Here is a 24,844-nt window from a genome sequence, read left to right as displayed (position 1 = left end):
CAAGCACAAATCTAACTTAAATTAAACGATTGAAAAAATAATGAAATTAAAATATATTGCTAAGACATTACTTGTAGGATTAGTTTTTACAGCTTGCAGCAAGGATTCTGATTCTGACACTAAAGAAGCTACAACAACCAAACCAGATGAGATTAACAATTTTGTTTGGAAAGCTATGAATTCTTGGTACTACTGGCAGCCCAACGTTGCCAATTTGTCTGACAGCAAAATCACTTCTGCCGAAGTATATAACAATTTAATCAACGGAAAAACTCCTGATGCGCTTTTTTATTCACTCCTATATCAAAGAGGAACTGTCGATAGATTTTCCTGGATTGAAAACAGTAATGAGATAGTACGTGTTTCAAAAATTGCAGAAGTCGAAAAAAAAGGTGGTTTTAATTACGCAATCTACCCTAAAGACGCATCTAATACAAATATGGTAGCCTTAATTAACTACATCGTACCTAATTCATCAGCAGCTTTGGCAGGATTGAAAAGAGGCGACGTTATTACAAAAATAAATGGAAGCCAGCTTACTTCAAGTAATTATGATCAACTAGAAAACGCACAATTCACAATTACTTTGGCAGCAAGCGTGCAATTTTCAAGCGGTAGTTTAGTAACCACAGATAAAGCAGGAACTGTGACTGTATCAAAATCCGAAATTGATGAAAACCCAGTTGCTTATTACGAAAAGAAAGTATATGGAGCGAAGAATATTGGTTATCTGGTTTTTAATGCTTTCAAATCCGATTATAATGATGAACTCAATTTGGCTTTCTCTAAAATGAAATCGGATGGAATTAACGAATTGGTTTTAGATTTAAGATACAATGGAGGCGGTTCATTAGAAACGGCAGTAGCTCTGGCTCAAATGATTAATGGCGGTTTTACCAATAAACCATATATTTATTTAGACTTCAATAATAAACACAATAATGAAGACGGCTATGAAAATCTTTCCGAAAAAGTAAATATTTTTAACTTGGTTGGTAACGAACCAACTTTTCAGAGACAAGAAAGTATAAACAGCCTTGCTTTGACAAAAATATATGTGCTGGTAAGTTTCCAAACCGCTTCTGCCAGCGAGCTTACGATACAGTGTTTAAAAAAATACATTAACGTAATCACAATAGGCGAAGAAACCGTTGGTAAATTTGTTGGCTCAAACACATTATACGATTCTCCTGCTAATGATTATACGTCCTATGCCAATCGAAGTACTAAACACAAATGGCAATTGCAACCCATTACTTTTTCATATTACAATAAAGACAAAGACCCAAATCCAGCCAAAATTATACCTGATTACCCAATCAATCCTTATAGTACTTTCTTAAATCTGGTTGAATTTGGAAACGTAAAAGACCCTTATTTGAATAAAGCTCTCGAATTAATTACGGGCCAAATTATGAGAACTACAGCAAAAACCGCTAATCCTTCTTTTCCATTAAAAATTGACAATCTTGCGGCATTCAACCCTACAAATACTGCCAAAGGTTTATATATAGAGGATTTAGAAAGGTTGAAAAAACAATAAATAACAACGAAACTAAATTTAGAAATTAAAATCACCCATTTTAACTAAGATTATTTCAATTTAGATAAAATTCGTATTTAAAGTATAAATTAGCTCTTTTAATCTCAATAAAAGAGCTTTTTTTATAGGCATAAATCATTTTTTCGCCTCCTCATTCTCCGAAGTGTTCTCATGAAAAGCCGCGCAAATGTCTCTGACTTTGTCTTATAAATTTGCAGCTTTTTTAGGTTTTAATTGTAACTTTTTTAACAAGGACCAAAAAACAAAAGAATAGTTTTACAATTATAAAACCAACACATTTATGATGAGAAAACTACATTCAGAATTACATTTCGCTAACTACAAAAACAATTTAACAACATTTATTTTTAGCATCATTATTTCAATAATTTCTATTGTTAATGCTGAGGCGCAAAATAAGGCGGCAGCAATAGACAATTTAATGAAACATTGCTCTGCAAACGGAATTTTTAACGGCACAATTTTAGTTTCTGAAGATGGAAAAGTAATTTATAAAAAAGCTTTTGGTTATTTAAATAATGAGACGAAACAAAAATTAACTACTAAATCAGTTTTTGGCCTTGCTTCTGTTTCTAAACAATTTACAGCGATGGGAATTATGATTTTGCAAGAACGTAATAAACTTTCTTATAGTGATAAACTCATAAAGTATTTTCCTGAACTTCCTGACTACGCAAAAGATATTACAGTAAGAAATTTGCTAAATCATACATCAGGTTTACCTCAATATTATGAATATACTGATAAGGATAATTTACATAATTCTGAAATTCTGAAGATATTAATAAATCGAAATCAGCTGGATTTTAAAACAGGAGAACAATATGTATACAACAATGGAGGTTACGTATTGCTTGCATTAATTATAGAAAAAATTTCGAATCAGCCTTTCGAAGCATTTTTGAAAGAGAACATATTTGATCCGTTAGAGATGAAAAATACACTTGTTTGCAGTGATTCCTTATTTAGAATAAGAAATAGAGCAATTGGATATACAAGAATTGGTGAAACAGATGATTTCAGAATTTCTCATACAGGTTCTACAAGTATGATTTCAAATGTAGATGATTTGTTTTTATGGGAACAATCCTTATACGGTCAAAAACTTGTATCAAATAAAACAATGGATGAAGCTTTTATGAGTGTTTTTTTGAATAATGGTTCTATATCAAATTATGGATTTGGGTGGAAAATTAAGAATCATAAACAGGATAAAACAGTAGAACACTCAGGAAGTGATTTTGGATATCGGACGTTTATAAAAAGAAATTTAACTAAAAACAATTCTTATATTCTCCTTACCAATAATGGTGATGCAGTAGCACTTAATGAGATAAATGGAGCAATTGATAATATTTTGGAGGTAAATGCTTATGAACTTCCTAAGATTCCTGTTTTTTCTAAATTAAAAGAATCTTTAAAGAATAATTCTACAGATACTGCAATAGAAATTACCCGGCAGGCAATAAAAAAAACACCAGATCTATTTGCTTTTGATGATGATGCAATCAATGAATTGGGCTATAAATATCTAGTTGAGAAGAAAACAAATGATGCATTATCTATATTTAAATTCAATGCAGAATTAAATCCGAACTCTTCAAATGTTTATGATAGTTTAGGTGAGGTTTATCTAGTTGTAAACGATACCGTAAATGCCGCAGAAAACTATAAAAAATCAATTAAACTTGATTCAAATAATGCTAATGCAATTACAGTACTTACCAAATTAGGAATTTCTTCTGCCGAACTAGTTGCAAAGGTAATAGTTCCATCTGAAGTGCTTAGATCTTATGGAGGCAAATATCAGTTGAATAATAATTATTTTTTTACTGTTACTTCAGATGATAAACAGCTATTTATTCAAGGAACTGGAGAAGCAATAACAACCGTATTTCCTATGTCACAAAACAGGTTTTATAGTAAAATAATAAGCGCGCAATTCACATTTAATACAGATCAAAACGGAAAAATTGCAAGCCTTACAATAAATATGGGAAGTGATATAATTGCTAAAAAGATAGAATAAAACAGAATTTAAGACCCCGCTCTCCGAAGAGTTCCTATGAAAATCTGCGTGAATACCCCTAGTTCTCCGAAGTGTTCTCATGAAAAGCTGCGCAAATGTCTCTGACTTTGCGTTTTTTTTGTTCTTTAGGAATTATGAACGCGATAAAAGTCTCCTGACTTTTTACGTTTAGCTCTTATTTATTGTCGTGGATTTTTTTTGCATTCAAGAAAAGTGTTTTAAGAAAGTTATTTTTAAAGTCAGAGACTTTATGAAGTTTCTGTTTTTCAATTATATTTGTTTAAAATGGCGCAAAGTCAGAGACATTTGCGCAGCGTAAAGAAGAGCATTCAGCTCTTCATTTAAGAAATCATTTTATTACAGCTGATTTTATAATTAGCGTTCTCTTTCGGTATAAATATTTGTAGTATTTAAAAAAGGGCTGAAAGCCCAAAAGCATAAAAATAGTGCAACGCACTATAAATTAAGATAATGAATCATAATGCCCTGAAGGGGCATAAGCAGTTATAAACAAAGCATAATATCATGATTAAAAGTTGCTAACTTTCGGAAATGTCATATAATAAGATATGTGCTTTTTGGGTTGTGCTTTCGCCCTTACAGGACTTAAAGAAGTGCTCACCAGTATCTATGGCACTTCGTACCATCTTACTGCTAAAGCTCTTTCAGAGCAACAGATTCCAAATACTTCTCCCTTTTAGGGTAAGCTGTAAATTATTATTTTTACAATTAAGAAATTTTAGGAAAAAGTAAATCTTTAAAAGATTGCAAAAGGCTGCCACTATCATTCCTAAAGTCCTTTACGGTAAAGAGAATACTGTTTTTATCACTCCACAACTTTTAAACCTGATTCTTTTTAGATTGACTAATACTTATGCCCAATTTTTTAAATCCACAAGTTTACGTATTGATCCTAGATGGCTCAAATAGTAATAATTATACAAAAAAAAAATCCCACTTCGTAAGAAATGGGGTTTTTTGTGACGGTTACTTCACAATTTACAAATCATTTTATGAACGATTTAAAGAAATTAGCTTACTTTCAAGTGAATTTGTAAGATTATTACTTTAAATGTTTATCGATTGGCGGTTTGTATGTATCGTAAGGGTTGTTTGTTAAAAAACGTTAATTTGCCGAAAAAACTATTAAATCAATAATGATTTGTGTTTAAATATTTTAAACATAAATAATCAAATTGGCCAATGTAAAGTTAAAAAAAAAAATAAACTTATTTGCATCATAATTTGGTGATGATTATTGATGATCAGAATATTACCTTTTGATAGTTAGTTGGGATATGCTCCAAAAGTTAGATCATGGATTCTAAAGTTATATAACACCACAAATTTGCATGCGGGAACTCAAAAATAAAATAAAATGTAAACATTTATTTTAAGCAATTATCTTTTTAATTCGATCCATTTTTTTAGAAAATCATTAGTCTCGTGAATATAATCCAAAGCGTCCTGTTTGGTAATCAAGGGACCGGGGTGTGCTGCCCCATTTCTTTTGACACGTAAATTTTCAATTAGTTCAATTTTTAAGTGAAGTGGTGAATTAAACACGACAGCCAATATTTGCTCAACTTCTGTATTAAGCTGCCCTTCTCTAGGAGAATTAATGGGGATAATAGACTTAAATCTTTCTAGAACTTTCTGCATATCATTGATCGTCCATCTTCTCGAGTTATTTATTCTTGTAAATAAATCACATAGCTCATTTTCGATCGATCGTCCATATTGAACGATTACAGAAGAAAAATCATCGTGGTCATTGATATTATGATGAAGGTATTGACCAGTAGTTAAATATCGAACAGTGTCTGGCAGTAATTTTGAAGAATCAACAAAAATTGTATCAACCAAGTTTTGATAAACGCTTAGGTTCGCTTTCTTTGTATAGTTGTCTATCTCCGTCTGCAGATCTGTTATTAGAGAAATACTATCTGCTTTTTCTAATTTCAAGGATTGAAAATCTCTAAAGAAATTATCTCTTTGAACATTCAAGAGGCTTAATTCTAATTTGTCAGCTTCATCAAAAAAACCGCCGTCAAAAACCTTGTACTTTATTGAGCCATCTTTCTTAATGAAAATTGTTTCCAGTTGCTTTCTATTTACTTTAACTTTTTCTGCTGCTCGAAGGTAAAATATTTTAACGGCCTTGCTCTTTAATTTATTTTTAGCAGTAAGAGTCTGAAATTTTCTAATTAGATATTCACTGTGAGTTTCAATTACAAATTGGATATTATAAGATTTATTTGCCTTAACAAATAGTTTTGCAAGCAGTGATTGCCATTTAGGATGTAGGTTAGTTTCTGGCTCTTCAATAATTAGCATACTGGGAAGATAATAGACTTCCTGGTCCAAATCACCTTCTTGGGACTGAACCTCTCTTTTCTTTTTATTTTTGACTGCCAGCACGCTAATCTGCATTAAAATTAGAATAAGCTGTTTTATACCATATCCAAAGTCAACTAATTCACGGTCGTGACCTTGCAGGGTTTTTATTGAAAGTTTTATAAACTGATATTTTCGTTCGTAATCTACCTGAATTTCAGTACCGATACCGAAGGCTTCTAAATATTTTTTAATGAATTTAGTATCAATTTCTTGTAAATTAGTATGATAGTCTTTTACCAGATTAGTGAAAGGTGAGTTGATGGTAGCACTATAAACTCTTGAATTTTCCTCTTTTACGGTAGATAAAAAATGTATATTTCCTATACGCTTTATTAGCTCCCTGTAGCTGCTTTCAAAACTTTCGGAAATAACGAAATATGAACGTCCCGATTCCAGCGTATTTTGCCACTTAAACTGCTGATTTAGTATTTTTATCGAAAAGAAATAAAGCAGCTGTTCAATTTTTGGATCTTCTTCGAAATCCACTTCCGTACGCAGGTCATCTTCCCTAAGAGGTTCATTACCTTGCGTTAAGCCCCCTTGCGCAACATCAGTTTCAAGGAACTGTAACACGGCATCAACTGGTATATCAGGTTTGAATGATTTTAGAAGCAATGAGGGAATAAGAGAAGTTTTTTCAGATCTACTGTCCACGTAATCTATGTCAATCAGTTTACCTTCTTTCTTCCTTTCAAGATATTGCTTATAAAATTCTAATATATATTCTAATGATGATCTTAATTTGTCCAAATTAATACTCCAGTCTATAAATCCTTCTAAAGGACTATAAGTCGGTGGAGCGGCTATTAGCTTATACCATTCGGTGTGGGCTGAACTGCTTCTTTTTTGTTCATATTCTTGGGATTCAATTTCGAATTCCTTCTGGTCAGATTTTTTTTCGGTTTCACTTGCTTTTCTGTACGAGAATGAAAAAAGAAAATTATTGTCTTTTTTGTCGTTAATAGTGATTTTTCGAAGATTTCCCTTGTAGCTGTCTTTTGTTGAAATATTATATTCTAACGTTGCATAAAATGTAGTTAATCCCAGAAATGTAAAAGGTAGGGTCACTTCAATATTTTTATTTTGTGCGTTAAATAACACATTGTCAAAATCTCCCAATAGGTGTTCCTGTTCGGTTAAATCCAGATCAAAAGGAATCTTTGTGCTTTTGATACTATTTTTAATCATCTGAAGCGACTTAATTATGGAGCTTTTACCTGTATTGTTGCTGCCGGTAACTAGATTAATAGCGGAAAGTTCTAACAAAATTCCTTCTTGGTCATTAAAGGTTCTAAAATTTTTCAAACCAATAAAATCGATTGTCTTCATAAAAAATAATGTAAAAGTTGTGCCGTCTAGGCATGAGTATGTATTTTAATCCGTTGTATTAATATTTAGATTTTCGAAATTTTTGTTATGGGGGTTTTTGATTTTTTCACAAGTAAAATTAGTCTGCAGATCAGAAACCATCATCGGGATACTGAATGAAACCAATATGTTCAAGACACGCATTCAAATTATTTATTATATTGGATAGCCTTTCATTTATTTTCAAAAAAACAAACTCATTTAGTCCCTGCATGTCTAAAAATGCATCATTTTTGAAAATGAACATTACATTTTCAAATTCGTATTGGAAATCATTGCCTTTGTAGTACCCTGCGGAATGTGAAACACAGTTTCTCAGCTTTGAGCAGAATTCGATAAAAGCAAGATCTGATTTTATATCAGCAGGGTAGCAATTTGTCTTGAGCTTAGATAGATATCTAAATTTTCGAGACAGCGGTATAAAGGTGTTTTTTTTGAGTTCGTTTAAAAGTAGATCTTTATTTTCGTCAGGCAGATCTTTGGTTATTTTGATAATTCTCGAATTTAAGTCAACTACAATTTTGCCCATTTCATCGTCTGAAATAATCTCTTCAAAACAAAAAGAAATTGTGGTTTCAAAATTTGTAAAAGTGTCGATGAACAGTCTTCTGTTCAGGTCATTATGATATCCGTTAGCCAGCAAAGGATGATCCGCTATTTCGTATACCCTCAGTATGTGAGGCTGCAAAGGTGCTATGGACTGATCAAATTTAATGCTTCCATTTTTTATTTCCTGAGCAATTCTAAAAAATACTTTTCCAGCATAAAATTCATTTATTATTGAATACAGGTTTTCAAAATAAGCTAATCGAGCGTCGTTCTTTTTAAAGTGAGATTTATGGATTATAGATTTAATTTTCAGTGTAAGATCGTAGAGTTTATTTAGATTTTCCATGTGGCTTTTATTTTACGGTTTTTAATTATGATCCAAAATTCGCAAACTACTGCGCAGTTATTCTGCGCAGATCAAAACTGAACGTAATTTTTTTTGCTGAAAATTTAAAGTTCTTCTGCAGAAACCCTCAAAAGAAAACAATATTTACTGTTCGCCCCAGTGGTTCTGCATTATGTCCCGGAACATTTCATCTCTTTCATGCTGAAAAGGATTAAACATTTTTTTCTTGACCAGAAGATTTGCCTCAATAATGGACTCCTCTTCCAAATCTAATGAGAATCCGCGGAATGTATAAGTATCCTTTATCTGCGGTCCCATGGGTTCCTGTTCTATGGAATATTGCGCTATCCCGTATGTCTCGAATGTGTGGGGATAAAATTTAGCTGCCTGTATATTTCCTCCCACTGTGTTATATTGGCCGTCCTGGATTATTGTCCGTATAATGTGGAAATGGGTAAAAGTATCGTCAATATTTCCGCTGAGAGCTTGCGCAGCATCAATCGCCCGTGAATCTCCAATATAGTATGGATTGGCCTTTTCAAAATCGATCGGGTTCATTGCAAAATTGAGCTGAATCTCTCCAGCAGGCTGTTCGGCTTTAAATTCATAAAGACCAAATTCAGCTGTAACTGGACAATATCCACCTATTAGTACAGTTGAGATGCCAAAATTCCTATGTATTGCAATCAATTGGGTGGATACCTGCTTATAGATGGAAAATGCGATTTTAATCAGGGCTTCGAGTGAGAAATCGGAAACTTGGGCGCTGGCCTGTATATTCGATAGTACTTCTTCAAATGTGTCGGCGATGGTTGACCCGTTTAAATAGCTTCCGCAGAAACACATTCCAAATGTGGTCTGATGTATCAGTGGTGTCTGGACGGTTCTGCCTTCGGGATTTGGACCGAAAATTTTTACATCTATCTTAAAAATCTTTGAGGCTTCATCTGTTACTATTCCTCCATTATTTGATAATCTAGAATCCGATACCAGAAATATTTCCCGTTCCTTTATCCATGCAATGCAGAGCGTCATAAATTATTATTTTAGTTTTTTTGAAATGTATTTATATGGGTCTGTAACAGCAAAATGCATGGCTTAGCGATGTAAGCCAAGTATCTCAAGTTCTCCTTCAAACAATATTTCGCTTTCCTTGCAATAATCTTTATCAAACGGCACTTCACTCCAGTACATTCTGGCAAGTTCTTCAATTTCAGAAATTGGTAGGGAGTCTGTTCGAATTAGTGATGCATTTGCATGATGCACAAAACCTGTTGCAGAGACTCGGTATATTTCTGTTTCGCAGTCGCTGCCGAGAATATTTTGCCATTTTCCTATTTCATCTTCATTACATAACCATATACCGTGCATTCTCGAGGGTAGGCTGGAAAAATGTTCTGCCCGTATTTCCTCAAAAATCATTTCATTTAGGTGTTTTATATAATACCCCAAATAATTGGCTAACTTGGTATTTACTTGTAATGAAACCGTTACATTATCTCTAAGAAGCTGATTTTGTAAGGCTAGGTCCGGCTGTTTATCTATAATATTTATCAATTCATTGGACTTTTCTACTAAATCACGAATAATTGAAAAGTCTTTACGGAAGTCACCTTTAAAAATTTCGGAACTGATTTCCTTTAAGTTTTCAGTAAAGAAATTATATTTTGTTTTGTCAAATGAAAGAGTAGTTCCTACAGCCCAAGTATCATTTTTAACTTTTTTATGTATGTGATAAAAGATTTTCTTATCGACGTTCATTGTACAAAGTAATTTTAAGTCTGTTAAAAGACAAGTTATCGTACGAATATAACAATTATTTCATCGTAGCTCTTTATCATCTCAAAATCAAATTGTTTTATTTCATAAGCAATTATAATATCGAAAATAAGGACGTATTATTCTAAGGTTCCTGTAATACCCGAGACATTTACGCTCAATCAATTGCAAGGCACTCCATCATTCATTATTTTCGATGATCACTACAATATCTTAGGATCATATTTCGGTCATCAAAATGTTGATATTTTAAAAAATAAATTAGATAATTTACTATCTTTCGATATGTAGCAGTATTGATGGGTTCCGAGTTCTATTTCCAAAATATTAAAGTAAGCTGGAGTTACGAAGGAAAAGAATTAAGAGTAAAAATACTTATATAGTGTTTTTTTATCTTAAAGATATGTACCCTTGTATTAATACAATTTTGTTAGTACTGTCTTTTTATTGTCCAGACTCCTCAATTTGTGAAAAAAAATTAATGTGAATGTTCTTCAAATTGTTTTTTTAATTCTTTGTATTTTTCTTCTAAGTCATCTACCGTCGAATTGTAATTCTTTACATAATTATTTAAATTGGAAAAAGTTTTCACAATATCTTTTCTGTACGCATCAGATCTAAATCCTTTGTCTAAGTCGTATGAATATTTTAGCGTTATAATGTTATTCAATTTCTCCATTGATTTTAAAAATGAATTAAATGAATTTTTTAATGTTTTGTCTTCAAAAGTACTTTGATAGAAATATAAATTTTGATTTAAATTATTTATTTTTTTAAATAGATTATGGTTAATTTGATTTGAAATAATTTCCTGACTTTTTATGTTCCAGGAATTCGAAGGCAATTCCGTGTTTTCAAGAAATTTTAAAATATGATGAATCCTGTTGTTATTGGTTTTTTTATTATATTTTATATTTAGTCTTTTTTGCAATAATTTATAATTACCTTTTAAATAATTTTGAATTAAAAGTTTTGAGTTGCTGTATGTATCCTTATAAGGCTGCAAAGCGATAACGAGTTCTTCAATGCTATTATCCTCAATTTCATAATTTGAAATCCATGAAGCAAAAACTGGAGAATATGGATTTCTTACATCCTGAATAATTCTTAAGGCTTTGTCACTGCTAAATCTGCATGAAAATAATGGGTTTCCATCTTTAATTTCAGTACCATTTCCGAAGCTATTGGATACCCAATCTTCGATGCAATGATTACTTAAATCAATGATGTTTTTTTTCCAGTAATCTTTATTACGTTCGTAATTAATGTCAGAAGACATAAAATACTTAAATTCTTCGCTGTATTTACTGTTCTCCATCTTTTTTCTCAGGTGCTAAAATAAACGCGATTCCTTTTCTTACTTCAAGGTCAACTCTCTCCTTATGATTTTTAGGGAAAGATTTAATAAATGGTTTTTGCATATTGTTAACATTGATTCCATTGTTTTTGGAAGCATCATCAATACATTTTCTGCATTGCTTAAATGCTAAAACTCGCAATAAGCTTTCCTTTCTTGGGATTTTTTTTTGTAAGTTATCCAATAGTTTTACTCCATCTGTATGTAATAGAGCTATATCTTGTGACCAAGGCTCTGATTCCTCTAAAGATTGTCCTTGTGCTTGAAATCGTCCTCTATGATTCATCTATTTTTTGGCTGCATAAATGTTTTTTCTGTTGTTAGTAATTTCAATATTCATTCACTTTGATTACTAATCTTTATAGCTAAGATAAAATTAATTTAGAATATATAACTAAATAGGGAATACTATTTTTAAAGCCCGCCTATGTTAGATTCAGGAGCTTCTGAAATTGTTTTTTTATTTAATCTGATGCAGCTTTCATAAAGAAGATAATTAATAGTATTGCAGTAATGAATCCTAAGGGAAAGCAAATTATTATAACATATCATTTGGACTGTTGTTTTTTGATTTGCTTACCATTCCAGTAAACTCTGAGTCGAATAATTCAGGTGTCATTATGGAGGCCATTACAGAATATGGATACTGGTCTTTGTCGATGTTTATTCCTATCAGAAGCATTCCTTTGACATCTGCTTTTTCTTCATTGCTCAAGATATCCTGAATTATTCCATTTCGTTGGTCAAGCTGTTCATTTTTATATGGATAGCCAATTAGGACATATCTTCTCTGAGGAGTATTGTTATTAAATTCGATGTAATTATGCGGATCTGTGGTTTGCCCTTTTTTTATCCTGTCAATTAATTCTTTTATCATAATTTCAAATTGCTGCTGTTCTTCATATCCTATATTTAAAAGCAGAAAGGAATTCTCGAGCCACATTTGCTTTTTTGATGATTCTAATCGTGCAAGTATATCTGTCCACCATGGAGTGAGTTTTAAGGAGGGCCTCTCAATTATTTCTCCTTCGGATTTCCCTATGATGTAAGGATCGAGCTCTTTTGATTTGAGGGTGATTTCATAAAAGTTTTTTTCTTCGTATTCTGCCGTACCCAGAGTAAAGCCTGAATCAATATACCACGCAAGAAGATCAATTTCATCACCCATATAATCTATATGGGCTTCTATTTCTCTTCGCCGCTGGAGATAATGTATTTTTTGAGGTGCGGCAGGCAACAGGTCAAAAACAATTTGAAGATCCGTAAGGCTCATTGAGGGGGCAAGCTCTGTTATTTCTTTGTCAAGTATTCCCGCTTCAATCAACATTTTCAGGTTTGCACTCAGCCCTCCTAAATGTGAAAGCGTTACCCCTAATGGAATGAAAAATTTAAGATTTTGTGTGTCTATTATGTTATTTTTTCCTTTTTTTGTTTTAAACGATAGTCTGCCTGGATTTATTTTTAGGTATTTTATAAATCGAAGTGCCTGTTCTGAAGGCTCATCGATAAGTTCCTTTAATGTCTTAGTGAGTCTTTCCGAAGCACCCCGTTTGGCAGGCGGGCTGACTGATCCTGATTTTGCTTCAATTACAATAGCAAAGGATTCAATAACAATTATAATATCATTTTCATATAATTTATTATTTTCTCCCGGCCACATGCTTCCAGCATAAACAGCGGCTTGGGGAAATGCTTCCCTGCAAAGCTGTTCGAGCTGCTGCTCCAGATAACCCGCCCTGTATTTATTGTACTTAAAATTCAGTTTAGGGTCTTCAACAATCAGAGCTTCCAGCATAGGTATGCTTAAATGTGTCATTACTGTCCACAGTGAACTGAAATAACGATTATCCTCGCACTTAATAAAAGGTTTGGTATTTACGGGATTATCGAGTAAGAAATATGTCGTTTCACTGCCCTGAAGCTCATTGAATTCCATGCTCCATTTATCGAATACGCTGGATATATTCTCGGGAGTCAGCCGGTTATTGGAGAGTTCTGAAAGTTGTTTGGCATCAAAAGTAAACAATTCATTTAACTGAAGGTCTGAATGCATCATCAGCATCATTCTGAGACTTTCCATGTCCCTGAACATTTTGCCAAATTTCTCCTTGTGTTCTGCAGTTGTTTTATCGACATGATCAAAAATATCCTCATACTGCTGCAGGATTGAAACAGCATCACTTTTTAACATGAATGTACGCAATTTGGCCAAATGCTTGTTTATCCTGATCTCTACTTCCCCGGTCATGGCATAAAGCAGTTCCAAAAGCACTTCAGGTTCAAAATCATATAGCTGCTTAAAGGGAATTGATATCCCCAGTGCCAGATCTCTGGTGATCTGCTGCATCTGATGTTCGTAGGCCCAGTTACGGACAACCATGGTCTGGATCATCATCTGCATCCTAACCTGGTAAGCAATCAATTCTTCTGATGTCTTGATATGTTCTGGAAAATTGAAAAACTTTTTGTTATTAAGAAGACCAATTTCCTTAATGCTGTTTTTAAAAACTTCAGCCTGGTCATTTAGCGGTTTAGCAGAATGCATGTAGGGAATCGTAAGGGCGAAGGCCTGTAAAAGTTCCATGTAGTAAGGGAAAAATTCTAAAGTTCCTGTTTCTGCTTCTTCATCAAGATCCTTGGGATTGGTCATAAAATAAAACATACAGAAAGATAGGATATATAATTGATTATATTCTTTATACCAATGTACTATTTCATTGTATTTTTCATCAAAGAGAATTTGAGATTCCTTGCCCAATTCTCTCATTTTATTAATCTTTTGTTCCGTGCTTAATTCAGTATCATGCTCGATTTCATAAGCATAAAAATTCATTTTGACAGTTCGTCTCATATTGGAGAAAGGATATTAAGTATAGATGTCTTTGTTCTTTTTTGGCGATTATTCAACGATAAGTTTTATGGATTTGTTTGCTTTCAGCACTTTGTCAAATTTAGATATTAGATCCTGATTTTGATTTAGCCTGAATTCTATATCGTCGCGGTTCCACCAGTCAATCCAAAATTTTGATTTAATTTTTCCAGCGTTTCGGTCAGCGGATACGTTATCTGCGTGCTCACTGCAAGGAAAAAACCGTCAGCATCATGATGCTCTATAGTATCCCTGATGTCCTGCACTTTGCTTTTTCCGACCGATGCATTGCCTGCTTTGCACTGGCCGACCACTTTTATAATTTGTGCAGGCGGGACAGCCCCGTTAAAGCCGTGGTTCTTGTCAATTGTTTCCCACTCAATTATCAGATCCCTTCCTTTGTCGCCCTGGTTGGTCGGGGCAGCGATACGGACCCTTTTGACTTTGACATCACGCTCAAGAAGATTTTTAATTAACAGTTCAAACTGTGCGGGGCAGGGGTTTATGATCCATTCAAAAACAGGAATCGGGAACAGCACTGATGATTCAAGATTATGGCGCTGCCTGATCAGCTCTTTTTCCTCTTTAAAGGCATTTATTCCAGAAGACACGCTTTTTGCTATTATATAATCTTCTTTTACGTTGATTATAAAATTCTCAAGAACTATGAAGTGGTTGATTTCATCATTTTTATGGCTACTGACTATTTTATAAATTTTTTCAATTTTCTTCAAGGATTTGTATCCGCAGAAATTATAGATATAAGAATCGATTAATATATCCCCGTTTATTCCTGTTATTTTCTGAGGACTGTAATTAAATAATGATATGATCACCCTGAGGTAGGCAATAAGCTTTTTGGATTTTATTATTGTAACGTCATTGTCGATATCATATACAAAAGAATAGGGCGGTCTTGTCCTGCTTCCCATATTGTAATGCGAAAGCGATGCTGTATAATCAGCTAAATTTGATTCTATGTGATGATGGTCTCTGTTGTTTGTTATGTTTTCCCTTTCAAGGCATTCTCTGCATGGACACCCGATCAGATCCCAAAAAGACTGCCTCCACTCAAATAAAACCAGAAGAAGGTTTTCGATAAAAGCGGCATTGTCTGAAGAGGAATCTTTGTATTGTTCGGGATAAATATATCTTCCCCAGATTTCATCATCGACAGCAGGATGCGGAATATCAAACAGAGAACATGAGATTTTCGCTTTTATTTTCAGGAATGCAGCAAGCATCAGGCTTAAGACAATATGAATGTCACTTCGATCTCCGTGGTAAACCACATCATGGGTTCTTACTAAAAAATAGAAGCTCACTTTATGTTCTTCAATACTTAAAAACAGCGTCAGCCCGTCAATATGCCCGGTAAAAATCCTGAAATAATTTTCTTCAGATTCTTCAATAAAAAATGAAAAGGAATCACACAGTTCTTTCACTTTCTTATTAAGTGCTTTATTCGGCTTTTTCATTGCTGTTGATTTAAATTATGGCAGATACCATGTTTTCTTTCTAAAATTCAAGGTGCTTTTGTGCACATTGCCTAAGCATTCTTCTTCGCTTCTTAAAGGGTTATGCTGATCTAATTTCCTTGATGCCCAATAGATATTGCGGCAGATAATAAAACTACAAATTATTTATTTACCCGAATGAAACTGCACGGCTAATTTTCAATCAATTTCTGCAGGAGCAGGGTTTGTGGGTTTGGATAAAAATCTTATTTTTAGATTTATATACTGCTTATGAAAACAGTCGCTTTTACAAGATTGGAACTCTATGATCTGGTCTGGAAAAAACCTATGGGCCAGATCAGCAGACTCTATGGTATTTCGAGTTATGGAATTCGTCAGGCCTGTGCCGCGATGAAGGTACCGCTGCCTCATGCCAGTTACTGGATACAGCTCAAACACGGCTACAGCTGGACGGACAAACTCCCGGAGCCTTACGAAGGTCCTGAATTTCTGGATATCCTTAAAAAGAAATACGAAACCGACATCCCTGTGCCAGCGCCTTCACCTCTTGTGGTGCTGACCAGGGAAATTGAAAATGATCCCAAGGCGCCGCTTAAAGTGCCTGCCAAACTCACGAATCCTCACAGGCTTATACAGATCACAAAAGAGAGCTGGGACAAACGCGATAAAAAGAAAAGCTACAGAGAGCCTGATCCGCAGGGGCTTTATTTGCATATGACCGATGCGGATATGCCCAGGGCGCTGCGCTTTATGGATGCCCTTATCAAACTGCTGGAGTACCGGGGCCATGAGTTTCAAAAGAATCAGTACGGTCATACAGTGGCAGTGGTGGACGGCATTGAAATTGAGGCCGATCTTCGCGAAGCCGCCAGACGTGTACCGGCCAAGGACGGCTACGGAACGGAGCTCGTGGGGACAGGCGCCTTTATTTTCAGGGTGGGGAAGTATTCCGATCAGAAGGAATGGAAAGACGGTTCGGTTTTACTGGAAGAGCTTCTGGCCAGAATTACAGCCAAACTGGAGCTCATGGCGAAAGAGAAAAAACAGAGGCAGGAAGAATCCCGCCTGCGCCTGATAGAGCGGGAAAAAGAACAGGCAATTGTAAGGGAGGCAGCCCAGCGGCGTGAGCAGGAGATGAGGGATTTCAAAAAACTGCTTGCAGATGCAGAGCGATACGATCAGGCGGAGCGGCTGCGCCGTTATGTACAGCAGGTGGAAGACCAGGGAGGTTATGAAAAGCAAAAGCAGTGGCTGGATTGGGCCAAGGCGAAAATCAACTGGATGGATCCGCTGGTGAATGAAAAAGATGCCATCTTCACGGACAATGATCTCAAAGAGTATCTTAAATGGTAAACGGCGCTACAGGGCGCCGTCATCTACAAAGGAGTAATATATTTCAGGAGTAATGATAAGGGAATCTATAAGGGCGATATCAAGGAGCTTTCCTGCTTCGCGTACTTTTCTGGTCATTTGTCTATCTGCTTCTGAGGCCTTTGCCTGTCCTGAGGGATGGTTATGGACCATCATCAGGCAGGTCGCATTGGCTTTGAGGGCAGCGGAGAAGATCAGCCTTAGATCCACCAGTGTGCCGGTTATGCCTCCAGAGGAAACTTCATAGATTCCAAGAACCTTGTAGGCCTGATTCATCAGGATGATCTTGAACTGTTCGAAAAATTCAATTTTATCGGGATCCCACGATGCCAGGGCTATCTTGTAGGCATCGCGTGAGGATTTAATCTGCGGCCTGTCAGCGGTTTTTACTTTGGTTTTGTAGATTAGTTCAATTTCCGATACCATCTGCCAGCCGCTGTTTTGATTTAGATTTTCCATGATTTCCAGTGTTTAAGGATTAATACAGCACAGACGCCGGGCAGAGGCAAGCGAGCGCAAAAAGCAACGCAATAAAGCGGGATGCAATCCTGCATTTATGGGGGAATTTTTTGAAAGCGAACCGCCGGCTGTGACCGAACTTTGTGATGGAATTAAGCGATAAAGAGAGAAGTGCATTTTGAAGGGGATGCCGGAATTTGTATTTTCAGCACTGATAACTTAAATCAGAATGTTATGGAAAAAACAATAGTGCTGCACTGCCTTAGTGTGGAAGAATTCAAGGAACTGCTGCAGGAAGCTGTCAGAAACGAACTGTCCGGGAGGACAAATCCAAAAGCGCCGGAAGATCCTGAACTGTTATTGACCCGTCAGGAAACGGCAGATCTGCTGAGAATCAGCCTGACAAGCTTATGGAAATGGACTGATAAGGGGAAGCTTAAAAGCTACGGACTTGGGAACAGGCGCTACTATAAGAAAAGCGAAGTGCTCCAGTCCCTGACAGTCCTCTAGTCTATAGTCATTTTTTTTAATTCATATAGTATTCTCTCAAAGGTTCAAGTGTCTGGAGCGTGCCAAATCAGGGACAACGAATTATTGCGTTGTCCCTGCAGGGCTCTTAATTTGAAAGTATGCTGTTTCCTTTCTGTGCAAAGGCAGTACAGAGGTTAAAAGCATTCTGGGAGCGCTGCTGCGCATTGCCGCCTAGAAGGATCGACCTGCATTTGGCCTCTTGGTCCTTGTAGGTGCGGACATTCTGAAAATATCCCGTTACGGCATTGTAGGCGCCAAAAAGCGTGCCTTCAGTGGCCGGCATGAGCTGTGTTTCATCACTCATGGCATAGGAAAAGGCATTTTCTACTATGTTGGAAAAACAGGAGGAAAGACCGTCAAGCTCATCATTTTTCAGGTTCTGCAATACTTCCGTAGAGGGTGCCAGCGCCATGGAGATGAGTTTTTTTACTTCAGCATCACTGATGCGCACCGTTGACCAGTTATTAAAGACCTGCTCTAATTGGGCAGATATAACATCAGTGATTACCATTACTTTATGCGCCTGCTCCAGTCTTGTCCTGGCATTGGAAGTATGACGGATGCGCACGGTATTGGTCTGGGATTTAAGGGCGGCATTGAGCGTATTGGCGCAGACAATGCGCACAGGAGTAAAGGTTGCTGTGATGGAGCCGCTCCCGTCGTGCGAGGTAGTCAAAAAGAGGTATTTTTCAATCAGATCGTCTTTTCCCACGCGGATGTAATCGGGAAGTTTGGCGGTGATAAATATGCGTTCGCCTTTTCCCAGAGCCCCTGCGGTTTCGTACAGGATGCCGCTGCCCCCGACAATGCTGTCAAAGAAAGAAAAAGCGTCTCTGTTCTGTACGATGTGGTAGTCTTTTCCCACCACCCCAAGCACGTCATGGGTATCGCTTCGGACTGTGGCGCAGTACTCAGGAATCAAAAACCGCCCATCCTCAGAGCCTTCTGTGTACAATGTTTTTTTTACAACCTCATAGTCCAGCCCCGCATGCACAATTGCCTCACTGCTGGTAGGATAGTCGGAAACCAGCTGACCCAGATTGTGCCATGGTTTTTGGTTTACTGAAAAGAAAGAATGTTTCTGCGTAATCTCATTGAAATGAATTTGATGTGACATGATATATAAAGTTTAAAGTTAATAAGTGTTTAAAAAGGAAGGTCTTCGGGATCTTCGTCAGAAGCGTTTTGAGAGGGAGCTTTTGAGGGAATATTTCCCGGCTCTTTTTTGGCAAAAGCCAAAATTTTCAGGTGGTTGACATGAAAGGTCAGCGTCCCCAGCGGATTGCCTTCATGTGACAGATAAACGCTCAGGCCGATGCGCCCGAACAGTGATAAAAGGCATCCTTTTTTGAGCCAGGGAAGCACAGCGGGGCTGAGCCAGTAATCGCAATTGATGTAAGTGACCACGTGTGTGGTTTCAGATGCTCCTTTGGGTTTGTAGGCATCATTGACGGCAATGCTGAAATTGATGACCTGCTTGTCTTTGCCGATTTTGGCAAGAGCCGCATCTTTGGTAATACGTCCTGTAATTTCCATAGTACTGTTGTTTAAGGTTGATACTGTTTCTTTTTCAGATCCGCCAGTCCAAAACTGTTTTCAAAAGAAAAAACGGAAAAAAAGAAAGCAAGATGCCAGCAGTACTGTTTAATGGAGTGCTATAAGTCCCGAAGGGCGGGCAAGGGAAGCGCAGGGCGTTATGCGCATGGAGTAAAACGGTGCTGCTATCTTAGCTGCCCTTTTAGTCCGTTTCGATTGAAAATAAATATACTGTTGTGGATAAATAAGAAGCAAAAAAAAGATGGTTTTGAGTATTCTCAAAACCATCTCATGGTGCATCCGGCTATTGTCTAGTTTTCAAAAGCCAGCTCGATTCGGATTGCCTTTTCGCCAGGACAGTCCGGCTGCCGGCACAGTGTTGTTTTATAACAGTCTCCATGCAGTTCGTAGTCAGTCATGCCTGAGACCAGTATTCCAATAATCTTATGAGTTTCATAATTGAATACCGGAGAGCCGGAATTTCCCTGAAAGCTGTCCAGGGAAGTATAAAAATACTGAAAGTTGGAATTATTGCTGACATCAGCATTAAGAGCAAGTTTTTCAGGAAGCCCCATCGGATATCCCAGCATATATATTTCGCTTCCGTTTTTTATGTTCTTTGATTTTTCCCACTGCAGGACGGGCCTGCTGATTTCCCGGTCCGTTTTGAATTTTACGATATCCAGACCGGAGTAGGTCTGTGTAATTTCTGTGGGAAAATAAACATCCTCAATGACAATGCCGGTTTCAGCGGTTCCCAGACTGTTGATGACACGGTAGCCAAAAACCACTGCATAATTTTTCAGCGGTCTTTGAAATACGTGGGCGGCTGTCATCATGGTGCTTTTATCAATTATGAATGCTGTTCCGCAGCCCACGACAATTTGATTGGCAAATGCCTCTCCGTCACAGAGTTTATACCGCCCGCCGAGCGTGACTGCTGCATTGAGCTGGTAGATATCAGGGGAAATTTTTATCAGATTTTCTTTTTCCACTATCATGGCAACTGACTCGCTTTTGGCGTATATTGCCTGCTGCCATTCGACAGCAGGCTTTAACTGTGCAATTTCGATACGGCTGTCGTATTGACTCGGACCGTGAAGTCTTTTGGGGTTGAACTGCTCTTCAAAATTAGTTTTGGGCAGGCCCAAAGCCTTGGCAGATGAAGATGTTGCTTTATCTGAATACATTCTGGCCCCCCCGGGCCGGTGTCTCATAGCCCTGTCGATATTTTTTTCCACTTCATCTTTTTGATTGATTTTGTCCAAATAAAAATCCGTCTGATCCGCACCATTATTTTTCTGTGGAACAGTATCGCTCACCTGGGCATTGCCAGATGTGCCGATGAGCAGGAGTATGGCCAGTATTAAAAATTTCCTGTTCAATTTTTGGATTTTGCATGAATTGTAAAAAGCGGTATATCGATAGTAAAGGCTATACTCCAGTAGAAAGCCTGTTTTTCGATAACTTTTTGGGTTTCTTCAGTTTCAGATCCGCCCTCTGAAATGCTTTTCAAGCTGGGGCCGAACTGCCCTCCCAGATTTACGGCAAAAGGCATTTTATTGAATCCATAACTTAAAAATAAGCCTGGAGTAAATACATCCTTGAATTCAAGATCCGGCATCTTTTGGGTGTTGTCGCTAAGACGGAGCCTGACAGGGGCAGCAATGTCGATCAGAGGCAAAAACAGGCCTATGGTTCCTATATCTGTTGTCCATAACTGGCCGTATAGACCTACGGGAACAGTAAAGCCCACGGTATAGCTGTCGCCTTTGCTTACCGATGTTGTTGTAAATCCTCCAAAAATACCGGGATAGGCATTGATTGAAAAATAAGTTTTAGCCTGTTCCTTGAGAGAAGAGCTGCCGGGAGGCAGCGCAAAGCTGTTCAGCGCTTTTTCAACATCTTCTGCACTGCCGGCATTTGCGACATCATTTACAAAATGAATAAGCTTGACTGTATTTTCATCTGTGAATTGAAACAGGTCAGGGAACATTTCCGGAAGGTAGTATTTCAGGTTCTGAACCAGTATTTTTTTCTGATCCTCAAGAGATTTCGGGTTTTGGGCCTCATCAAATATATAGGCTGATATCGACTGGGTTATCAATGAATTTACATCAGCACTGATTGCAGAAACTGCGGTACTGCTGACGCCTTTGGCAGCAAGGAATCCTCCGACTTTGCTGCTTATCTTGGGGGCATCAATGCCAAGATATTTTCTGTAAAACTCAGAATCGTTGATTATTTTCTTGAACTCACTGAGTTCATGGGACAAATCCCCCGTACCTGGAGAGTCTATTGCATTGAAGACACCGGCAAAACCATTTTTGTAGTCTAAAAAGTCCGTGTCGCTCTCAAAAGAGATTTTGATCCAGCTGGCAAGATTCTTTTGCGTCTCATTTTTTTCAGTGCTGGTGTAGACGCGATTGTAGGCATACAGATTTTTAAGGTTATTTGCTTTCTGCATATTTCCCAGCCCATTAGTGATATTTATAAGGGTGCTGTAGAGTTCATACTGCTCATTATTTTTGCCGAAAGCGGAAGGTATTTCAATGGCCTTAATTATAGCGGTAGTGTAATTTTTGGTATGAAGATCAAGAAAAATATCATTTACAGTGCGGGCCGTAGTTACATATGGAGCGGTTTTTTTAAGTATTGTCTTAATGTCAGCAGTACCCAGAAGATTCAGACTGGGAGTATTAATAAGGGTATCGGCTGCAAAGAAAACATCTTCTGAAAAGTCGATAACATCTGCAGCCAGATCATGAATCTGTTCAGGGGTTACCTTTTCCTGGGAACTGTTGGCTTTTTTTATTTTTAGAAGGCTGTTATGAAGTTTTTCAGAATTGCCTGCTATTCGGGTCAGGCTTCCGGCTACGACTCTAAATTCAGCAGCTTTCTGGGTGATGTTTTGAGCAGGAAATTTTTTCATCAAGTATGAAAAGTCCAGATCATTATTTTTATTGTCCAGGTAAAAAGAGATATTATAATAGTTTTTGTTCTGCTGCTGCAGAAAGCCGATGTATAGCAGATAAAAATTGATCTCACTGCTGTAGCCTGACATAAAAGCGGTGTTGGCAAATTTAGGTTTGGAGTCCTCTACTATCATAAGGCTGTGGGCCAGCATTGATGCAAGTTTGATGCTGTTGGCAATGTTGTATTGTAAATCTTTTTGGCCCAGCTTGAGCTTTCTGATATCTGAAACAGATTTTTTTATGGCCTTTTCGTAAGCCGGGCCATTGCCCGCAGCAACAAAATTCTGGTAAACTGTAAAAGCATCCTCGAGTTTAAGCTTGATGTCTGTATCGGAAATATTTGTAAATCCGTTTTGAGCGGTGCCGATCTCAGCGGTTATTATCGTTTTATAATCGTATTCGCTGCTGTTGGAATTTAAGACGTAAGGGAAGAATTTATAGGCTTGATCAGGAAAAGTCTTGTCAGCTATAAAAATTTTTAGTTTATCGTAGGTCAGATTCAGTATTTCCTTATAGGCATTAGTTATATTATTAATTTCTATATTAATATCATTGTCTTTGGAATCTTTTTCAGCATCGTTTAAGTCATATAATGTTTTCAGGTCACTCAGCACTATTGCATCAAATTGTTTGGCATTATAATGAATCAGAATAGTATTTAAGATATACTTTAAATTTTCATCAGCGATCTTGTCTATTTTGTTTTTTTCTTTGCCTTTTTCTTTTTCTTTTGCAGCTGACAGTGCTTTTACGGCATTAAATATCAGCTTTTTTTTGTCGTCGATAATTTTCCTGTTTTTTGCAGATTCTTCAACAGCAGCATTTAAATTAGTCTTGAAAGCAGGGTCAAGATTGTCGGTAAAAGCCGGATACTGTTCTCTGATTTCTGCAATTTCTTTTAGTTTCTCCAGTCTGCTCAGTGTCAGCGACTCGGCGGGATCTGCAATTGTATTAGTGGCGCTTAGGTAGCCATTCATCTGGGTGGTCCGAAAAAAAGCTACAAGATTTAATAAATTTTGGTAATCCTTTAAAATTTTTGTCTCTTTTACAGCTTTTTCAAGTTCCGTTTTTACTTCGGGCTTTACCTTGGAAAGATCATCTTTGTTTGCTTGAATTTCTAAGATATAAGCATTATACTTATCAACCAATTCAATGGTACTGCCGGCTTGGCTAAAATGGGAATATCCTGCCCAGCGCTGGATGTTGCGGCTGTTTTCAAGCATATCAAAATAATCGATCGGATTTTCAATTTTTGATATCTGCGGAAACAGTTCCAAGGCTTCGAAAGCAAAATCGAGGTCTGGATTCTGCTCGATGTATTTTTTAAACCTGGGCGTATTTTTAAGGCCCGATGCATTTAAGATAAGGTTATTAAGATCATCCTCGATATACTGCTTAAGGTCGTCAATAAAATTTAATGTACGGGAGGCATCAAAAGATCTTAAATAAGAAGTAGTCGTAGGAAGCAGGACCATTAATTCGTTCAAATAGCTTTCAGGTTTGGGATTATTTAAATAATCCTGAACTTTTTCTACTGCATATACAGTCAATTCATCTTTGATGCGTTTGGCCAGAAAACGGCTTAAACCGTCTATGGCTTCACTGAAGGCAAGATCTCCTCCAAAAAAGGGCAGTGCTTTTTGTATGGAAGAAGTATAATTAGCCTCTGCCAGCGAGTCAAAACTCATGTTGTTTACATTGGTATACTTGAGGATAAATATATTGGTTATATAACTGAGGTACTGATTGTTTTCCTTGAAATGATCCCTGAGTTTTTCCAGTACCTCAATGCTGAATTTAATTTTGGCTTTATAATACTGTTTCTTTTTAGAAGTGATGCTGTCACTGATCTTTTTTATGTCATCGAAAACTCCGCCTACTGCGGTGCTGCTGATGTTTAAGCCGGAGACGCCTTTATTCAAAGTAGTGTAATTGTCCAAAGCCTCCTGATAATTGGTCAAGGAAGCTTTCTTAAGAGTAATCTCATTAATGAAACTGCTCTTGTCATCATTATCAGAATAGACCATAAGGATTGCTACAGCTTCATCCATGTCTCTGCTGACTGTTTCTGCCCTGTCGATTATATTGGCTGTACTGTAGTCTTTCTTAAGCAGGTCAACAAGTCTTGCCGCCTGGCCGGTCACCGGGGCATTTTTTTGGGCAGAAATAATACTGCAGAACAGCAGCAGCAAAAAAGTAAAGTTTTTCATAAGCAATTTTTAGTAGGTTTATT

17 protein-coding genes are annotated in these 24,844 nt (G+C 36.7%); 4 read left to right on the top strand and 13 right to left on the bottom strand.

The window, feature by feature from the left end; all coding sequences use genetic code 11:
• The first annotated feature begins 40 nt into the window (after positions 1 to 40).
• Both OGZ34_RS15810 and OGZ34_RS15805 read left to right on the top strand, forming a co-directional pair.
• Entirely contained in the window at positions 41 to 1,543 is a 1,503-nt protein-coding gene (locus OGZ34_RS15810) for a S41 family peptidase (protein WP_263360843.1), read from the top strand.
• Between the two features lie 301 nt (positions 1,544 to 1,844).
• Positions 1,845 to 3,593 (top strand): serine hydrolase, encoded by a 1,749-nt coding sequence (locus OGZ34_RS15805; protein WP_263360842.1) that lies wholly within the window; start codon positions 1,845 to 1,847, stop codon positions 3,591 to 3,593.
• Positions 3,594 to 4,994: 1,401 nt separating this feature from the next.
• Here OGZ34_RS15805 and OGZ34_RS15800 read toward each other — a convergent pair.
• The 8 genes from OGZ34_RS15800 to OGZ34_RS15765 all read right to left on the bottom strand — a co-directional run bounded on the left by OGZ34_RS15800 (position 4,995) and on the right by OGZ34_RS15765 (position 15,739).
• Positions 4,995 to 7,322, bottom strand: a complete 2,328-nt coding sequence (locus tag OGZ34_RS15800; RefSeq protein WP_263360841.1) for an AAA family ATPase — start codon at positions 7,320 to 7,322, stop codon at positions 4,995 to 4,997.
• A gap of 130 nt (positions 7,323 to 7,452) precedes the next feature.
• Positions 7,453 to 8,256, bottom strand: coding sequence for a hypothetical protein (locus tag OGZ34_RS15795; protein WP_263360840.1), 804 nt, complete (start codon positions 8,254 to 8,256; stop codon positions 7,453 to 7,455).
• Between the two features lie 144 nt (positions 8,257 to 8,400).
• Positions 8,401 to 9,291, bottom strand: a complete 891-nt coding sequence (locus OGZ34_RS15790) for a hypothetical protein (RefSeq protein WP_263360839.1) — start codon at positions 9,289 to 9,291, stop codon at positions 8,401 to 8,403.
• 63 nt (positions 9,292 to 9,354) lie between these two features.
• Positions 9,355 to 10,017 carry a DUF2441 domain-containing protein gene (locus OGZ34_RS15785; protein ID WP_263360838.1) on the bottom strand — a complete coding sequence of 221 codons (663 nt, stop codon included), beginning with the start codon at positions 10,015 to 10,017 and terminating at the stop codon, positions 9,355 to 9,357.
• A gap of 496 nt (positions 10,018 to 10,513) precedes the next feature.
• The gene (locus OGZ34_RS15780; protein WP_263360837.1) at positions 10,514 to 11,353 is read right to left on the bottom strand and encodes a hypothetical protein; all 840 of its coding nucleotides are present in this window, start codon (positions 11,351 to 11,353) and stop codon (positions 10,514 to 10,516) included.
• Entirely contained in the window at positions 11,340 to 11,678 is a 339-nt protein-coding gene (locus OGZ34_RS15775) for a hypothetical protein (RefSeq protein ID WP_263360836.1), read from the bottom strand. The genes OGZ34_RS15780 and OGZ34_RS15775 overlap by 14 nt, the downstream gene beginning before the upstream one ends.
• Before the next feature lie 252 nt (positions 11,679 to 11,930).
• On the bottom strand, positions 11,931 to 14,159 hold the full coding sequence (locus tag OGZ34_RS15770; protein WP_263360835.1) for a hypothetical protein: 2,229 nt from the start codon (positions 14,157 to 14,159) through the stop codon (positions 11,931 to 11,933).
• Positions 14,160 to 14,380: 221 nt separating this feature from the next.
• The gene (locus tag OGZ34_RS15765; RefSeq protein WP_263360834.1) at positions 14,381 to 15,739 is read right to left on the bottom strand and encodes a restriction endonuclease; all 1,359 of its coding nucleotides are present in this window, start codon (positions 15,737 to 15,739) and stop codon (positions 14,381 to 14,383) included.
• Positions 15,740 to 16,009: 270 nt separating this feature from the next.
• On the opposite strand from OGZ34_RS15765, the gene OGZ34_RS15760 reads away from it, so the two are divergent.
• Positions 16,010 to 17,092, top strand: a complete 1,083-nt coding sequence (locus OGZ34_RS15760) for a hypothetical protein (protein ID WP_263360833.1) — start codon at positions 16,010 to 16,012, stop codon at positions 17,090 to 17,092.
• Between the two features lie 6 nt (positions 17,093 to 17,098).
• Here the strand turns inward: OGZ34_RS15760 and OGZ34_RS15755 are convergent, their stop codons facing one another.
• A complete protein-coding gene (locus OGZ34_RS15755) occupies positions 17,099 to 17,569 on the bottom strand; it encodes a JAB domain-containing protein (RefSeq protein WP_263360832.1) in 471 nt (156 codons plus the stop codon).
• Between the two features lie 234 nt (positions 17,570 to 17,803).
• Between OGZ34_RS15755 and OGZ34_RS15750 the strand changes: the two genes are divergently transcribed.
• Positions 17,804 to 18,079, top strand: a complete 276-nt coding sequence (locus OGZ34_RS15750; protein ID WP_263360831.1) for a helix-turn-helix domain-containing protein — start codon at positions 17,804 to 17,806, stop codon at positions 18,077 to 18,079.
• 106 nt (positions 18,080 to 18,185) lie between these two features.
• Here the strand turns inward: OGZ34_RS15750 and OGZ34_RS15745 are convergent, their stop codons facing one another.
• The 4 genes from OGZ34_RS15745 to OGZ34_RS15730 all read right to left on the bottom strand — a co-directional run bounded on the left by OGZ34_RS15745 (position 18,186) and on the right by OGZ34_RS15730 (position 24,821).
• Complete coding sequence (locus tag OGZ34_RS15745; protein WP_263360830.1) at positions 18,186 to 19,217, bottom strand: DUF932 domain-containing protein; 1,032 nt, start codon at positions 19,215 to 19,217, stop codon at positions 18,186 to 18,188.
• 29 nt (positions 19,218 to 19,246) lie between these two features.
• On the bottom strand, positions 19,247 to 19,636 hold the full coding sequence (locus tag OGZ34_RS15740) for a single-stranded DNA-binding protein (RefSeq protein ID WP_263360829.1): 390 nt from the start codon (positions 19,634 to 19,636) through the stop codon (positions 19,247 to 19,249).
• 311 nt (positions 19,637 to 19,947) lie between these two features.
• The gene (locus OGZ34_RS15735) at positions 19,948 to 21,021 is read right to left on the bottom strand and encodes a trypsin-like serine peptidase (RefSeq protein WP_263360828.1); all 1,074 of its coding nucleotides are present in this window, start codon (positions 21,019 to 21,021) and stop codon (positions 19,948 to 19,950) included.
• On the bottom strand, positions 21,018 to 24,821 hold the full coding sequence (locus OGZ34_RS15730) for a hypothetical protein (RefSeq protein ID WP_263360827.1): 3,804 nt from the start codon (positions 24,819 to 24,821) through the stop codon (positions 21,018 to 21,020). The genes OGZ34_RS15735 and OGZ34_RS15730 overlap by 4 nt, the downstream gene beginning before the upstream one ends.
• Between the last annotated feature and the right edge of the window lie 23 nt (positions 24,822 to 24,844).

The organism is Flavobacterium collinsii (assembly GCF_946903285.1).
Taxonomy (GTDB): domain Bacteria; phylum Bacteroidota; class Bacteroidia; order Flavobacteriales; family Flavobacteriaceae; genus Flavobacterium; species Flavobacterium collinsii.
This window is presented reverse-complemented; position numbering and strand designations above follow the sequence as displayed.